At 68.9% G+C, this 15,684-nt stretch carries 13 protein-coding genes, 1 pseudogene and 1 riboswitch; of the genes and pseudogenes, 1 reads left to right on the forward strand and 13 read right to left on the reverse strand.

All coding sequences use genetic code 11. The features are described from left to right. Positions 1–4: 4 nt before the first annotated feature. From ftsH to dacB, 5 genes are all read right to left on the reverse strand, one after another. Complete coding sequence (ftsH, locus tag ACIRON_RS01645; protein WP_402988086.1) at positions 5–2,068, reverse strand: ATP-dependent zinc metalloprotease FtsH; 2,064 nt, start codon at positions 2,066–2,068, stop codon at positions 5–7. Positions 2,069–2,251: 183 nt separating this feature from the next. Beyond that, entirely contained in the window at positions 2,252–2,803 is a 552-nt protein-coding gene (hpt, locus tag ACIRON_RS01650) for a hypoxanthine phosphoribosyltransferase (protein WP_091046204.1), read from the reverse strand. Between the two features lie 10 nt (positions 2,804–2,813). Beyond that, a complete protein-coding gene (tilS, locus tag ACIRON_RS01655) occupies positions 2,814–3,797 on the reverse strand; it encodes a tRNA lysidine(34) synthetase TilS (protein WP_402988090.1) in 984 nt (327 codons plus the stop codon). A 7-nt stretch (positions 3,798–3,804) separates the two neighbouring features. Then, complete coding sequence (locus ACIRON_RS01660) at positions 3,805–4,854, reverse strand: zinc-dependent metalloprotease (protein WP_402988093.1); 1,050 nt, start codon at positions 4,852–4,854, stop codon at positions 3,805–3,807. A gap of 24 nt (positions 4,855–4,878) precedes the next feature. Continuing rightward, positions 4,879–6,258 carry a D-alanyl-D-alanine carboxypeptidase/D-alanyl-D-alanine-endopeptidase gene (gene dacB / locus ACIRON_RS01665; RefSeq protein ID WP_402988095.1) on the reverse strand — a complete coding sequence of 460 codons (1,380 nt, stop codon included), beginning with the start codon at positions 6,256–6,258 and terminating at the stop codon, positions 4,879–4,881. A gap of 86 nt (positions 6,259–6,344) precedes the next feature. Between dacB and ACIRON_RS01670 the strand changes: the two genes are divergently transcribed. Continuing rightward, a complete protein-coding gene (locus ACIRON_RS01670) occupies positions 6,345–6,836 on the forward strand; it encodes an inorganic diphosphatase (RefSeq protein ID WP_091044911.1) in 492 nt (163 codons plus the stop codon). Between the two features lie 125 nt (positions 6,837–6,961). On the opposite strand, the gene ACIRON_RS01675 is transcribed toward ACIRON_RS01670, so the two are convergent. From ACIRON_RS01675 to ACIRON_RS01710, 8 genes and pseudogenes are all read right to left on the reverse strand, one after another. Next, positions 6,962–7,513 carry an AAA family ATPase gene (locus tag ACIRON_RS01675; RefSeq protein ID WP_402988099.1) on the reverse strand — a complete coding sequence of 184 codons (552 nt, stop codon included), beginning with the start codon at positions 7,511–7,513 and terminating at the stop codon, positions 6,962–6,964. Between the two features lie 26 nt (positions 7,514–7,539). Further along, entirely contained in the window at positions 7,540–8,343 is an 804-nt protein-coding gene (locus tag ACIRON_RS01680; protein ID WP_402988819.1) for a hypothetical protein, read from the reverse strand. A gap of 3 nt (positions 8,344–8,346) precedes the next feature. Beyond that, positions 8,347–8,481 (reverse strand): annotated as a pseudogene (locus ACIRON_RS01685) (type IV toxin-antitoxin system AbiEi family antitoxin domain-containing protein); the annotation flags it as partial. A gap of 226 nt (positions 8,482–8,707) precedes the next feature. After that, complete coding sequence (locus ACIRON_RS01690) at positions 8,708–10,621, reverse strand: acyl-CoA dehydrogenase (protein ID WP_402988102.1); 1,914 nt, start codon at positions 10,619–10,621, stop codon at positions 8,708–8,710. 30 nt (positions 10,622–10,651) lie between these two features. Then, positions 10,652–11,719, reverse strand: a complete 1,068-nt coding sequence (locus ACIRON_RS01695) for a phosphatase PAP2 family protein (protein ID WP_402988105.1) — start codon at positions 11,717–11,719, stop codon at positions 10,652–10,654. An 11-nt stretch (positions 11,720–11,730) separates the two neighbouring features. Further along, positions 11,731–12,732 carry an ABC transporter ATP-binding protein gene (locus ACIRON_RS01700; RefSeq protein ID WP_402988108.1) on the reverse strand — a complete coding sequence of 334 codons (1,002 nt, stop codon included), beginning with the start codon at positions 12,730–12,732 and terminating at the stop codon, positions 11,731–11,733. 108 nt (positions 12,733–12,840) lie between these two features. Then, on the reverse strand, positions 12,841–14,499 hold the full coding sequence (locus ACIRON_RS01705) for an ABC transporter permease (RefSeq protein WP_402988111.1): 1,659 nt from the start codon (positions 14,497–14,499) through the stop codon (positions 12,841–12,843). Then, positions 14,496–15,575 carry a thiamine ABC transporter substrate binding subunit gene (locus tag ACIRON_RS01710; protein ID WP_402988114.1) on the reverse strand — a complete coding sequence of 360 codons (1,080 nt, stop codon included), beginning with the start codon at positions 15,573–15,575 and terminating at the stop codon, positions 14,496–14,498. The genes ACIRON_RS01705 and ACIRON_RS01710 overlap by 4 nt, the downstream gene beginning before the upstream one ends. Then, positions 15,572–15,680, reverse strand: a riboswitch (TPP riboswitch). Its footprint overlaps the gene before it by 4 nt. Between the last annotated feature and the right edge of the window lie 4 nt (positions 15,681–15,684).

Below are 15,684 nucleotides of genomic sequence, written 5' to 3' on the forward strand. Positions count from 1 at the left end.
AGTATCAGGCGGGCGGGGTGCCCTCGGGCGAACCGGCCTCGGCCGGCTTGGCGAGGTCGACACCGTTGGCTGACTGGGCACCGGCCTGGGCGCCGGACTGCTTCCCGGCGGCGCGGATCGCCTTGGCGAGGTTCTCCTTGTCGCGCTCGACGATCCACCGCGGGATCTCGACCGCCGGGCGGTCGGAGGGGCGGCGGGTGTCAGAGCCGGTCCAGGCCGGACGCGGGTCGCGGCGACGCAGCGGCTCGAAGATCTCGGCGACCTCGTGCTTGGAGAGCGTCTCCTTCTCGAGGAGCTGCAGCACCAGGCTGTCGAGGACGTCCCGGTTCTCCTCGAGAATGTCGAAGGCCTCCTGGTGCGCGGTGGCGAGGAGCTTCTTGGTCTCGTCGTCGACGACGGCGGCGACCTCCTCGGAGTAGTTGCGCTGGTGACCGATGTCGCGGCCCAGGAACGGCTCCCCGTTGGACTCGCCGAGCTTGATCGCACCGAGGCGCTCGGTCATACCGAACTGGGTGACCATCGCGCGGGCGAGGTTGGTCGCCTTCTCGATGTCGTTGCCGGCACCCGTGGTCGGGTCGTGGAAGATGAGCTCCTCCGCGGCCCGGCCACCGAGCATGTAGGAGAGCTTGTTGAGCATCGAGGACCGGGTCTGGCTGTACTGGTCGTCGTCGGGCATGACCAGGTTGTAGCCCAGCGCCTTGCCACGCGGCAGGATCGTGATCTTCTGGACCACGTCCGGGCCCGGCAGAGCCGCGGCGACCAGCGCGTGGCCACCCTCGTGGTAGGCGGTGATGAGCTTCTCGGTCTCGCTCATCAGACGCGTGCGCTTCTGCGGGCCCGCGATCACGCGGTCGATCGCCTCGTCGAGCGCCTTGTTGGTGATCAGCTTCTGGTCGCTGCGAGCGGTCAGCAGCGCCGCCTCGTTGAGCACGTTGGCCAGGTCGGCACCGGAGAAGCCCGGGGTCCGTCGAGCAACGCTGTCGAGGTCGATGTCGCCGGCCAGCGGCTTGCCGCGGGCGTGGACCTGCAGGATCTTCTCGCGACCGGCGAGGTCGGGAGCGTCCACCTGGATCTGGCGGTCGAAGCGGCCCGGGCGCAGCAGCGCCGGGTCGAGCACGTCGGGACGGTTGGTCGCCGCGATCAGGATGACCCCGCCGCGTACGTCGAAGCCGTCCATCTCCACGAGGAGCTGGTTGAGCGTCTGCTCACGCTCGTCGTGGCCACCGCCCATGCCGGCGCCGCGGTGACGGCCGACGGCGTCGATCTCGTCGATGAAGACGATGGCGGGGGCGTTCTCCTTGGCCTGCTCGAACAGGTCGCGGACACGGCTCGCACCCACACCGACGAACATCTCGACGAAGTCCGAACCGGAGATCGAGTAGAACGGCACACCGGCCTCGCCCGCGACGGCGCGCGCGAGCAGGGTCTTACCGGTGCCCGGCTGGCCGTAGAGCAGCACGCCCTTGGGGATCTTGGCGCCGACGGCCTGGAACTTCGCGGGCTCCTGCAGGAACTCCTTGATCTCCTGGAGCTCCTCGACCGCCTCGTCAGCACCGGCGACGTCGGCGAACGTGGTCTTCGGCATGTCCTTGGTGATCAGCTTCGCCTTGGACTTGGCGAACTGCATGACCCCGCGACCGCCACCGCCCTGGACCGAGTTCATCAGGAACAGGAACAGCACGATGATCAGCACGAACGGAAGCAGGAAGCTCAGGATCGAGCCGAGCACGGACGGCTTGGCGACCTCGGAGTTGAACTTCTCGAGGTTCTTGCCCTCGGCCTGGGTCTTGCGCACCATCTCGATGAGCGCTTCCTGGTCACCATCGACCCACGAGGTCGTGACCTCGGCGCCGCCATCACGGGTGCCCTTGACCAGGGTCGCCTTGATCTCCTGGTCGCCGTCGACGAACGTGATCTCCTTGACCTTGTCGTCCTGGATGTACGACGTCAGCTGACTCGTGGTGATCTCGTCGCCTCCGTTGCGGGGGGCGAGGTACTGCAGCGCCAGGATCACACCGAGCACTGCCAGGATGATCCACAGCCAGGGACCTTTGAATATGCGCTTCACAGGCTTCTTTCAACCGGTACGGGGTCAGATATGCACGCAGGGCAGCGCGCACGTCATTTAGAACGACGGTACACGCCAAATCGTGCCCGAACCCACCTGAGCGGTTCCGCCGTCAGCGAAAGCACAGCTCCTGCCGAGCGCTGACCCGGGGTGTGGATCGGCGTGCGTACGGCCGGCTGAGGCTCAGCTGTAGATGTGCGGCGCGAGGGTCGAGATGTCGCGCAGGTTGCGGTACTTCTCGTTGAAGTCGAGGCCGTAGCCGACCACGAACTCGTCGGGGATGTCCCAGCCGACGTACTTCACCTCGACCGGCATGCTGACCGCTTCGGGCTTGCGGAGCAGGGTGGCGATCTCGATGCTCGCCGGGCCGCGGCTGGTGAGGTTGGAGGTCAGCCAGGTCAGGGTCAGGCCGGAGTCGATGATCTCGTCGACGACGAGCACGTGCTTGCCGGTGACGTCGGTGTCGAGGTCCTTCAGGATCCGCACCACGCCGGACGACTTCGTGCCGGAGCCGTAGGAGGAGACCGCCATCCAGTCCATCTCGACGTGGCGGTTCAGGGCGCGGGCGAGGTCGGCCATGATCATCACCGCGCCACGCAGGACGCCGACGATCAGCAGCTCCTCGCCCTCGTAGTCCTTCTCGATCCGGCGGGCCATCTCCTCGACCTTCGCCTGGATCTCGTCGTGGGTGAACAGGGTCTTCACGAGGTCGTCGCCGACGTACTCGGTGTCCATGAGCGTCACTCTAATTGCTGGTGGTGAATGGGCCTGATTCGAAGACGATCGAGGAGTCCGTACGCCGCGCCCGCAGGTGTCCCGGAAGGTCGATCCAGCGCTGGCCGCGCCAGCCGGTGATCAGCTCGTCGACGGCCTTGACGTGCTCGCGGGTGAGCTCCGCGGGCGGGCTGCCGGCCTCGAGCGCCGCGATCCTGAGGACCCTGGTGCGGATGGCGGACGGATACCCGGCGAGGGTCTCGACCGGGAGGGATCCGCCGAGCTCGCGGTGCATCGCCTCGGCGATGTCGTCGATGAAGTCGGCGTCCTCACGGAGCTGCTCGGCCGTGCGGGCCAGCGCAGCGGCGACCCCCGGGCCGAGGTCCTCCTCGAGCGTCGGCAGGACCCGGTGGCGGATGCGCGCACGGGTGTAGGCGAAGTCGCGGTTGTGCGGGTCCTGCCAGATGTCGATTCCCTCGACCTGGCAGGCGGTCTCGGTGTCGATCCTGGTGGTGTCGAGGAGCGGTCTGCGGTAGCGGTCGAAGGCGGCTCGCATCCCGGAGAGGCTGCGCGCGCCCGATCCCCTGGTCAGCCCCAGGAGCACGGTCTCGGCCTGGTCGTCACGGGTGTGGCCGAGCAGGATCACGCTCGCGCCGAGGCGCTCGGCGAGCTGGTCGAGGACGGCGTAGCGGGCCTGCCTGGCCGCGGCCTCGGGACCTTCACCGTCGGCTTTGACCTCCACGGTCGCGGTCACGGTCTCGTCGACACCCATCTGGGCGAGCTGCCCGACGACCTTCGCGGCCTGTGCCCGGCTGCCGTCCTGCAGCCCGTGGTCGACGGTGGCGCCGATGATGTGCAGCCCGAGCTTGTGGCCCTCGAAGACCGCGGCGGACGCGAGCGCGAGGGAGTCCGCTCCCCCGGAGCAGGCCACGATCACCTTCTCGCCCGGCTCGAGCCGCTCGAGCGTGGCACGGACGGGGCGGCGTACGGCTGCGAGGGAGGGGTGCAGGCTCAAGCCGGACTCACAGGACCCGGGACACCCAGGCGTCCGGCTCGACGATCTCGGCCTTGGTCGGGAGGTTCTCGGGGCCGACGAAGACGGCGTTGAACTCCTCCATGCCGACCCGGTCGACCACGTGGCGTACGAACTTCGCGCCGTCGCGGTACTGCGCCATCTTGGCCTCCAGCCCGAGCAGGCGGCGCAGGAGGCGGTCGAGGACGCCGATGCCCTGGCGGCGCTTGTTGAAGGCCTTGCGGATCGTGGTGACGCTCGGGATCACGCCGGGGCCGACGTCGTCCATGACCACGTCGGCGTGGCCCTCGAGCAGCGACATCATCCCGGTGACCCGGTCGATGATCTCCTTCTGCTCGGGCTTGGCGAACGCGTCCACGATGCTGCCGTTGCCCTTGAGCGCATCGGTGACGCGCTGCATCCCGCCGTCGAAGATCGAGGCCGGGTCCATCGCTTCGGAGAGGCCCTCGATCTGGGCGAAGAGGTGGTCGCGCATCCACGGGCTGGCGGTGAACTGGACCCGGTGGGTCTCCTCGTGGAGGCAGACCCACAGCCGGAAGTCGGTCGGGTCCAGGCCGAGCTCGCGCTCGACGTGGACGGCGTTGGGCGCGACCAGCAGCAGCCGTCCCGACGGCCCGAAGAAGGGGTCGAACTGGCCGAGGATCTTCGAGGACATGAAGCCGAGCAGGCCGCCGACCTCGGCCGCGCTGATCTTGGAGCCGACCGCCTGGGTGAGGGCACCCGGGGCGCGCTTCGCCGTGATCCGGTCGACCACCGGCGAGATCACATGGGCGAAGGTGTCGGCGTTGGCCTGGATCCAGCCCCTTCTGTCCACCACCAGGACCGGCGCGGTGTCGCGCGGCGCGTCCAGACCGGTGAAAGCGCGTACGAACTCGGTCGCCTTGGCGGCGTCGGCGCGCAGCTCCTCGACGGCGTGCTTCGCCTCGCTGCGCGAGACGATCGGGCCGTCTCCGGCGACCGTCGCGCCGAGGCGTACGGCCAGGTCCCAGTCGACCATGGTCGCTCCGGACGGGGCAGGGTCCTCAGCACGATGGGTCATGCGTACGACCGTAGCCGACCCGACCTATGCCGAGCATCGACACGTCGCGACCGCCGTCATCGCGTCATCGAGGGCGTCGCGTACGTCCAGGGTCTGCTCCGGCTTGAACCCGTCGGCCATGAGTACGACGACGAACGGTGTGCCGCGGGCGTCGACCGCGATGCCGGAGAGCCCGGAGACCCCGGTGAGGGTGCCGGTCTTCGCCCGGACGCGGCCGCGACCCGGTTCGGCGTCGAAGTTGAACCGCCGCGAGAGCGAGCCGACCCAGCCGGCGACCGGGAGGCCGGTCAGCGCCGGCGCGAGCTCGGGACGGTTGGGCCTGGCGGCGGTCTGGAGCGTGCTCACCAGCAGGGTCGGCGGGATCAGGTTCTGCCGGGAGAGGCCGGAGCCGTCGCGGAGGACCAGGCCGGTGGTGTCGATGCCGAGATCCTTCAGCGTCGCCGTGATCGCCGCCGTCGAGCCGTCGAACGTCGGTGCTCCTTCGGCGACGCCGACGTGGCGCGCGAGGATCTCGGCGAGCTGGTTGTCGCTGTGCTGCAGCGTGTACTCGACGATCTCTCGGAGGGTGTCGCCCTGGTGCACGGCGAGCTGGGCGCCTGCCTTCGTCCCCTTGGTCGGCTTGCCGACGACCTTGATCCCGTGCTTGGCCAGGGCCTTCCTGAACTGCTCGGCGGCCTGCCTCGAGGGGTCCCGGCTGTAGCCGGTCGCCTGCGAGCCGCCGTGGTCGACGGAGAGCGCGGTGATCCCGCCGACCTCGCCACCCAGATAGGTCGCTCGCCAGGCCGGGCTGATCGTCGGGCCGCCGAAGAGGCTGTCGTCGTACGCGAGTCTCACCGTCTTGGTGGTGCCCAGCTCCCGGGCCGTCTCGGCGGCGAGGGTGTCGAGGTCGTTGCTGCTGAGAGATGCGTCACCGCCACCGACGAGGGTGACGGTGCTCCCCTCGAGCGTGGTGCTGGTCTCGAACCTGCGCTCCGGGCCGTACGCCTCCAGCACCGCGACGCTGGTCAGCACCTTCGTGACGCTCGCCGGGGTCGCGGCCCCGGTGCCGTGGGTGACCAGCGGGGCGCCCTCGAGCGGCGCGATCGCCGCCTTGAGGTGCTTGCCGAGTCGCTTGTCACGGACCATCTGCCGCATGACCTGCTCCACCGCGGCCTGATCGGGCTTCCCCGGGGCCCTGGTCTGCTCTCCCGCGACCGCCGCGGGACTGACCGCGGCGATGCTCAGCTGGGCAGGCGGAGGCGTCGGCGCGACGTTGCCGCGGGCGTAGCGGACCCACCCCAGGGCGTACGCCGCGGCCGCCGTCGCGACCAGGAGCGCGAGCACCAACGGCAGTACGATCACCAGCTTCCCGCGGGCCTCGTCCGTCTCCTCTGACGGCCACTTCGGCGGGGTGTCAGGCTCCACGGATATCCTCCTCGATGCCGGGTCTGACGCCGATCGGTGTCAGACTGTCCGGCATTCCGTTTTTGGGTTTGTCTGGAGGCAGAGAAGTGACGCAGGAGTTCGACGTACTGATCGAGGTCCCCAAGGGATCCCGCAACAAGTACGAGGTGGACCACGAGTCGAACCGGCTTCGACTCGACCGCGTGCTGTTCACCTCCATGATGTACCCCGCAGACTACGGCTACATCGAAGACACCCTCGGTGGGGATGGTGACCCGCTCGACGCGCTCGTGCTCACCCCCTACCCGCTCTTCCCCGGCGTGCTCGTCGAGGCCCGTCCGGTCGCGATGTACGTCATGGAGGACGAGAAGGGCCAGGACGAGAAGGTCCTCTGCGTCCCCTGCGACCCCCGCTTCGACCACATCCAGGACCTCGCGGACGTCGACGAGTGGACGCTCAACGAGATCAAGCACTTCTTCGAGCACTACAAGGACCTCGAGCCCGGCAAGTCCGTCAAGGGCTCCGACTGGGTCGGCAAGGCTGCTGCTGAGTCGGAGATCGCCGCCTCCATCGACCGGTTCAAGAACACCGCTCACTGAGTCCTGCTGGATGCTGACCGAGGTAACTCGGTCGGGCCGCGGATGTTGACCGAGGTAACTCGGTCGAGTCGCACTGCCTTCGTGGAGTTCCACGAAGGCGGTGTCTGTTTACCGAGGTAACTCGGTCAGCATTCACCGAGCGCGGCGCGCAAGGAGTCGTACGTCGCGTCCACCTCGCCCGCGATGCTCGGGACGACCTTGGTCGCGGGGCGTTGTGCCACCAGGTCGGTGAGCTCGGCAGCGTACGCCCGGAGGTGCTCGTCGCCACCGGACTCCGCGACGATCTCTCTGACGATCGGGTGCCATGGATCGCTGCCGTCGTCGCGCGCGTGGAAACGGCTCAGAGCGTCGTCCTCGACAGCCTCGAGCATGACCTCCACGAATTCGGCGCCGGCGTCGTTCGCCGCCCTCTCGAAGCGTTGGAGCTCGCTGACTCTGGCGAACAGCTGCGGAAGCACTACGTCGCCGGACTCGCTCAGGTAGCCCCGGATCAGCCCCAGCGCCGCCGGCCTGATCCGTGCGCCGGCGCCGATGAAGTCTTCTCGCCACCCGCTGATGTAGGTGCGCAGGAGGTCGATGTCACACACCAGTGTGCCGGGATGGTCGGCCGCGAAACACCTGGCAAGCGTCGACTTTCCTACCCCGGGCATTCCGTTGATGAGGATCAGCCTGGCCACGTCGCCAGTCAACCACCCGCTGGGGCTCAGCCGGCCATCCGCATCCGGGACTCGAACCGACCCAACGTCCGGCGGGGGCTGTCCAGGTCACCCCAGATGACGCGCACGAAACCGTAATCGGTGATCTCGCGGATCTCGTCCTCGCGCACCTTCTCCTCGAACACTGCATCGCTGGGCGACTGACCAGGCTTGAGCAGCTTTCCGTACTTCACCTTGCCATCGAACTCACCGAACAACCGGAACTGAGGCCAGGCGAAGTCTACGATGCCGACCAGTGAACCGTCCGCGCGATAGACAGGGACCTGAAGCTCTGGGCGTGGCAGGCCTCCGATGCGGAACAGCCACAGACACCGCGACTCCGCGATCGATCCCGATAGCGGGTCCGCGTGAGCGACAGCGAGTCCGAGCGGGTGACTGAAGGGCCACTGATTCATCCGCTCGTATTCGACGATCAGCTCCTCCTTCGTGAATGCCTTCGCTCTGAGTCCGGCATCGAGGAGGCACTGAGTGACCTCGTCGTTGGCCTGCAGGCTCGTCTCCAGCACGCATCGAACCGCAGGCAGCGTACGCAGCCCGTCGCGTGACTCGATCTCGTCCTCGCGGACAGCACCCAAGTGATGGATGACGTCTCCCTCGAGCGGTCTTCCGGCACCATCGAGCCTGGTCACATGCACCTTGGCAAGGTCGACGCCCCACAGGTCGATCCCGTGAGCGACCATGCCGGACACGTGGCTCAGCGCGATCTTGCCGCCCAGCGAACGCTGCACGGCTCGGGCTCGCACCCGATGACGTCCGACCGGGTCGAGCGCTGCCCATTCGTCGGCGAACACGTAGGCACCGCGCCTGATCCGATGCCATGCACCCTGACGGACGACCGCGGTGATCTCGCGGTCTGCGTAGCCGGCGTTCTTCGCTTCGCGGCGGGTGAAGAAGCCTTCGGTGGCGGTGATGATTCGTAGTGGATCCATGCCTCAAGGCTTCGTCCCCGCGCCGACATTTCCGACCAGAAAACGGCTCGCTGTGGATAACCCGGTCCTGAACGCCACCTGTGGAGAGCGAATGGCCCATACCCACAGGACGGGTGAGTGGATGCTCACCGAGGTAACTCGGCGAGCGACCACTGCCATCGCGGAGTTCCGCGAAGTCAGTGACACCCAACCGAGTTACCTCGGTGAGCATCCACCCCGCCAAACCTCAGCCGATCAGGTCCCTCGACCGCAGCAGCTCCTCCGGCACGCCGAAGCCGTCGACCAACAGCCGCGCGTCGGGGCGCAACTGGCGGCAGAGGCGGTTGACCTCGGCGGTGATGGCCTTGGAGCGCTCGGAGGAGAGGCGGCCGTGCTCCATGAACCAGGCGCGGTCGGCCTCGATGACCGAGAGGGCGCTGAGGTCGCAGACGGTGTCCATCAGATCCCGCACGGCCCCCGACGGCAGCCCGCGGACCTTCTCCCGGAACGCCTCGTGGATCAGCCGCTCGACGTGCGCGTGGGCGACGCCGATGACGTGGTCCTGCACGCTCGAGAAGACCGCCCCGGGCTCGCGTCCGGCCTTGACGCCCGACTGCAGGCGCCGGGCGACGCCGGCGAGCATGTGCTCCTCGCGGAAGCGCAGCATCGCCAGGTGGTAGTCGGCGTCGAGGATGTCCGGCTCCCGCTCGCCCGCGATCGGAACGACGTCGCGGACCCGCTCGAGCAGCTTGTGCACGGCGGTCCGCTCCAGGACGGTCTCGACGGCGAGACCGGCGACGAAGCGTACGAGGTCGAGCTGGTCCATCTCCTCGAACTCGCTCGAGTAGCCGGTGAGCAGCCCCTTGGCGACCAGCTGCAGCAGCACGGTGTTGTCGCCCTCGAAGGTCGTGAAGACGTCGGTGTCGGCCTTCAGGGCCGCGAACCGGTTGGCGGCCAGGTAGCCCGCCCCGCCGCACGCCTCCCGACACTCCTGGATCGTCCGGGTCGCGTGCCAGGTCGCCAGGGCCTTGGTGCCGGCCGCTCGCGACTCGAGCTCGCGCCGGGCGTGCTCGGAGGTCGTGACGCCGGAGAAGACGTCGTGCAGGTCGTCGCGTACGACCTCCTGCGCGAAGCGCAGCGCATAGGTCCGCGCGACCAGCGGCAGCAGCCGCCGCTGGTGCTGGCCGTAGTCGAGCAGCAGCGACTCCTCGGCGTCCGACGACGCCTCGAACTGCCGGCGGCGCAGCGCGTAGCGGACCGCGATCGTCAGCGCGACCTCCGATGCCCGGATCCCGGCCCCGCCGACCGAGACGCGTCCCTGCACGAGCGTGCCGAGCATGGTGAAGAAGCGCCGCCCGGCCGACTCGATCTCGGAGACGTACTCGCCGGCCTCGGTGACGTCCGCGAAGCGGTTCAGCAGAGACGTACGCGGCACCCGCACGCCCGAGAACCACAGCCGTCCGTTGTCGACGCCGTTGAGCCCCATCTTGGGCCCGTCGTCCGCGATCCTGACCCCGGGCGCAGGCTCGCCGGAGACCCGGATCGGCACCACGAGAGCATGGACGCCACGCTCCTCGCCCCCGACCACCAGCTGGGCGAAGACGACCGCGAGCTCACCGTGAGCCGCGGCGTTGCCGATGTAGTCCTTGTACGCATCCTCGCGGGTCGTCTCGATGACGAACTCGTCCGTGGCCGGATCGTAGGTCGCCACGGTCCCCACCGCGGCCACGTTGGACCCGTGGCCGTGCTCGGTCATCGCGAAGCAGCCGAGCAGGCGCCCGGAGACGATGTCGGCGAGATACCGATCGTGGTGACGTGCCGTGCCGAGCTGCAGGATCGCGCCGCCGAAGAGCCCGAACTGCACACCCGACTTCACCAGAAGCGACAGGTCGCCGCCGGCCATCTCCTCGAAGGCGGCGATGGAGGCGCCGACGTCACCGCCCCCGCCGTACTCCTTGGGAAACCCGAGCCCGGTCAGACCTGTCGCGGAGACGTCGAGAAGCGTCTCGCGCACCCGCTCCCGGTACTCGGCCCGAGGCAGCTCCTCGACCTCGTCGAGGAAGTCGGCGCGCTCGGCCAGGGCCTTGCGTACGTCCTGTCGGACCCCGGCATATCGCCCGTCGAGAAGTGAAGTCAGTGCAGCGGCATCGATGGCGTTCACGCCGCCACCCTATGTCTCCTCGGGCAAGGATCAGGTCAGCTCGTGGGCGACCTTGGCCTCGCGTTCGGCGATGTCGTCGGACTCGGGGACAAGCCGACGCACGCCCTTGCGTTGGAACTTCTGGTTGGCCACCAGGCCGCCGACGAAGTAGGCGACGAGCGCGATCATGCAGCCCGCGATGTCGTCGGCGAGGTAGTGCCAGCCGAAGTAGACGGTCGCCACGACGGTGATCCCGAAGTTGATCCAGCCGGCCCAGCGGGCGATCTTGTTCTTGATCGTGGCCTGGATCATCAGCGCCACCAGCAGGGTGATGCCGCAGTGCAGCGAGGCGAAGCCACCGACCGACTGCACGACGTTGGCATCGACGTCGAAGAGGACGTGTTGTCGGGTGAAGACCAGCGACTCCATCAGGCTGCTGGCGGGCGTGTCCGGCAGGTCGGCGTAGAGGTAGGGGTACTGCAGGCCCGGACCGACCGTCGGCAGGCAGTAGTAGGAGACCGTGCCGAGGATCCAGGCGATGCACTGCGAGCTCACGAACCAGTAGCCGTAGGCGAGGTTGCGCGACCACACCAGCCAGCCGGCGACAGCGAACGGCACCAGCGGCAGGAACCACATGTAGATGTAGGAGAGGAACCAGGCCACCCAGCCGGTGCCGAGGAGGTCGTGGAGCAGGATCGCCGGGTCGGCGCCGAAGAGCACCGCCTTGTCTATCAGGTGCAGCTCGTGGTCGAACTCGTAGGTCTCCGGCACCACGAACGGCAGGAACGACTTGAGGTTCCGGTAGCAGACGTAGACCAGGTAGAAGCAGACGATGCCCATCGCCACGAGCGTCAGCCGCTCACGGGTCCAGTGGGTGCGGACCCGCTCCTTGAAGATCGGCCCCATCTCCGCCCACTTGAACTTGGACTTCCACAGGGTTCGTGGCACCAGGTCGACGAGGAGCGCAGCTCCGACGAGGAGGGGAAGGCGGAGCCAGGACGGTCCGAGGAAGCCCTCCGGGTCGAGCATGCGCTTGTCGACGATCTGCGCGGTCACGACTGCGATCAGGCCGAAGATCAGCGCGCTGCTGACGAGGAAGATCTGAGCGCGGCGATACATAGCCGCTAATTCTAAGTGGCGGGTGGTTGCTCTGACGATTCCGGGATGGCCAACCTGTTCGGCTCGACCCTCAGCGTGACCGACTCCCCTGGCGCCGGCGCCGAGTCGGCGACGGCATCGACCTCGCCGACACCATCGAGACGTACGACGAGCCGGTGCTGCTCCGGCGTCGCCCTGGCCGAGACCACGGTGCCGGCGAGCGGTCCGGCCGGATCGGCGACGAAGGCGGAGCGGCGCAGCGCCACCGCACCGGCCGGTGCCATCCCGGCGGCCTTCAGGACCGTGTACGCCGCCGGCCCCTCGAGCACCCGGGCGTAGCCCAGGAACAGGGCGGCCCAGGTGTCCGTCGGCGTCGCCCACACCTCCCGCAGGGTCCCCTCCTGCACCAGGTGACCGTCTCGCAGGAGTGCGATCCGGTCGGCCACCGCGAAGGCCTCCTCCTGGTCGTGGGTGACCATCAGCGCCGTGGTGCCGGCCTCGTGCAGGATCCGCCGCAGGTCGCCGGCGAGCCGTTCCCGCAGTCCGGCGTCGAGCGCGGAGAGCGGCTCGTCGAGGAGCAGCAGCCGCGGTTCGACCGCGAGCGCCCGCGCCAGCGCGACCCGCTGTCGCTCGCCACCGCTCAGCGTCCCCGGCAGTCGGTCCTGATAGCCGCCCAGGCCGACGAGCTCCAGCAGGTCGGCGACCTTCTTCGTACGATCGGCGGCCGGGATGCGGCGCAACCGCATCGCGTAGGCGACGTTGTCAGCGGCGCTGAGGTGCGGAAACAGCTGCCCGTCCTGGAACATCAGCGCGAAGCCACGCTTGTGTGTCGGCACCCCACGCAGAGGCCGCCCGTCCCAGCTGATCTCCCCCGCCGCCGGCTCCAGCCCGGCCACGGCCCGCAGCAGCGTCGACTTCCCCGACCCCGACGGCCCGAGCAGCGCCAGCACCTCTCCGTCCGCCAGCTCCAGGCTGACGTCCGAGACGGCCGCCTTCCCGTCGTACGCCACCGACACCTCACGCAGCGACAGCATCGCAACCTCGATCCCGCCGAAGCGTCAGCCCCGTCGGCCGAGACGGCACGGTCGTGACGACTCGGCCGACGTACGTGACGCCTCGGCCGACGGGGGTGACTTCTCGGATCACAGTGCTCCGATCGAAGGGACGCGGAGACGCTCGACGAGGAGCATCACGACGGCGGTGGCGGCGGCGAGGACACAGGCGGCGGCGAGGGCCATGCCGTAGTTGTCCGAGCCCGGGCGGGACAGCAGCCGGAGGATGACCACGGGAAGGGTGGGGTTCTCCTCGCGGACGAGGAAGGAGGTCGCGCCGAACTCCCCCAGCGACGCCGCGAAGGCGAAGCCGGAGGAGGCGAGGAGGGGCTTCCAGATGGCAGGTACGTCCACGGTCATGACCGCGCGCAACGGCCCGGCGCCGAGCCCGGCGGCGGCCTGGCGCAGCCGGTCGTCGACGGACGCCAGGACCGGCACCAACGTCCGCACCACGAGCGGTAACGCCACCAACGCCTGCGCCAGCGGCACGAGCCACGGCTCGTCGCGGAAGTCGAGCGGGGCCGACCCGAGGGTCAGGTAGAGCCCGAGCCCCAGGGTGACGGCGCTGACCCCGAGCGGCACCATGAACAGCCCGTCCAGCACGGAACGCACCCGCCGCTCGGCCACGGAACGGGACCGGCGCGTCACTGCGAAGGCCACCAGCAGCCCGAGGGCCAGCGCGACCAGCGAGGCCTGCACCGCGACCGCCAGCGAGGTCAACAGCGCGGTCGTGGCCGGCACCGGCAGCGGCGGATCGAACCCAGGAGTCTGCAGGGCGCCGTAGTTCCCGAGGCTCCACCGGTCCTCGACCCGCAGCGACCCGAGCAGCAGGGCGAGCAGCGGACCGGCGACCAGCAGGACAAGCACCGACGTCGACAACAGGGCCGGGATGTCTCGCAGCGAGACCCGCCGGCGGCGTACGACGACCCGGGACTGCGCGGGATCCGGCACCGAGCGCAGCCGGCCGGCCACGACCAGCAACCCGATGACGACCACCAGCTGGAGCACCGACAGCACGGCTGCGCCCGGAAGGTCGAACAGGGTGAAGGTCAGCTTGTAGATCTCGGTCTCGATGCTGTTGTAGCGCACCCCGCCGAGAGTGAGCACGATCCCGAACGCGGTGGCGCAGAAGAGGAAGACCACCGATGCCGCGGAGACGATCGCGGGCCGCAGCGCCGGCAGGGTGATCGTCAGCAGGACCCGGGCGGGCGAGGCACCCAGCGCGGCAGCAGCCTCACCGGGACGCGGGTCGAGCGACTCCCAGGCCGCCCCGACCGCGCGGATCACCACCGAGGCGTTGAAGAAGACCAGACCGAGGATGATCGCGGTCGGCGTCCCGTCGAGCCCCCACCCGGCCAACAGCCCGGCCTCACCGATGAGCTCGCGGAAGGCGACCCCGACGACGACGGTGGGGAGTACGAACGGCACCAGGAGCCCCGCCCGGATGACCCGCTGCATCGGAAAGCTCAGCCGATAGAGCGCGTACGCGGCCGGCAGCCCGAGCGCGACGCTCAGCACCGTCGCCAGCCCGGAGGACCACAGCGTGAACCAGAGCGCCCGCTGGATCTCCGGGCGCCCGATGATCCTGGACACGACCGACGGATCGAAGGACCCTTCGAAGAACAGACCGCGCTGCACCATCCCGACGACCGGCAGGACGAAGAAGACCGCCAACACGGCCACCGGGAGAGCGGCGAGCGCGACCAGAGTCGCGATTCGCCGGGTCACAGCACGACGGGTGGAGCTCACTGCGCGATCGTGTCGCTCCAGGTCGCCAGCCACGCTTCCCGGTTCTCGTCGATCTCATCGGGCTCGACGGAGAGCGGTTCGGTGGGCTGCTGCGCGAACTTCGCCCAGTCGGCGGGCAGCTCGACGCCGGAGGAGACGGGGAAGACGTACATGCTCTCCGGCAAGGCCTTCTGCACGCTGTCGGAGAGCAGGAAGTCGATCAGCGCCTGGGCGCCCTCGGGGTGGTCGGCACCCTCGAGCACGCCGGCGTACTCGACCTGACGGAAGCAGGTGTCCAGCAGCGCCTTCGTCGTCGACGCCCCGTCCTTGACGGTGAAGGCCGGCGAGGAGTCGTAGGAGAGGACGATCGGCCGCGTCCCCTTCCCGCCGCCCTGGGTGAAGTCGGAGTAGTAGGCCTGGTCCCAGCCGTCGACGACCTTGGTGCCGTTGTCCATCAGCTTGGCCCAGTAGTCGGCCCAGCCGTCCTCGCCGTACTCGGCAACGGTCGCCAGCAGGAATGCCATCCCCGGGGTCGACGTCGCGGCACCGGGGGTCACGAAGAGATCCTTGTACGCCGGCTCGGCCAGGTCGTCGAGCGACTCCGGCGGCGTCAGCTTCTTCGCCGCGAACCACTCGGTGTCGATGTTGACGCACACGCTGCCGTTGTCGACCGGGGTGAGGAAGTGCTTCTCGTCGCCCGGGAGGTTGAACTCGTCGACCCCGGCCGGGACCGTCTTCGGCGTGTAGGCCGCCAGCGCGCCCTGGTCGATCGCGCGGCTGGCGAAGGTGTTGTCGACGCCGAAGACCGCGTCACCGTCGGGGTTGCCGGTGTCCATGGCGATCTTGGTGGTCAGCTCGCCGCCGTCGCCCGCGTGCCGGATCTCGGCGGTGTAGCCGGTCTTATCGGTGAACTCGGCCAGCACCTCCTTCGGCAGCGTGAAGCTGTCGTGCGTCAGCAGCACGACCGCCTTGTCGTCGGTCCCCTTCGACCCGCTCGACTTGTCGGCGTCCGGCTCGGCGGGAGTGCTCCCGCAGGCGGACAGCATCAGCGCCGAGACCGCAGTGATCGCAGTGGCAGCGATGGCAGGCGTACGCATGCGCATTCCTGACTCCCTTCGCCGGTATCAACCGGAGCAGGTTCGGAGGGTCTGCGGCGCTGTTCGCCGCACTCTCAGGCCTCCCGGCCTCCCCTGTCTGTTCCCGCCA

Source organism: Nocardioides sp. NPDC101246 (assembly GCF_044767415.1).
GTDB lineage: Bacteria > Actinomycetota > Actinomycetes > Propionibacteriales > Nocardioidaceae > Nocardioides.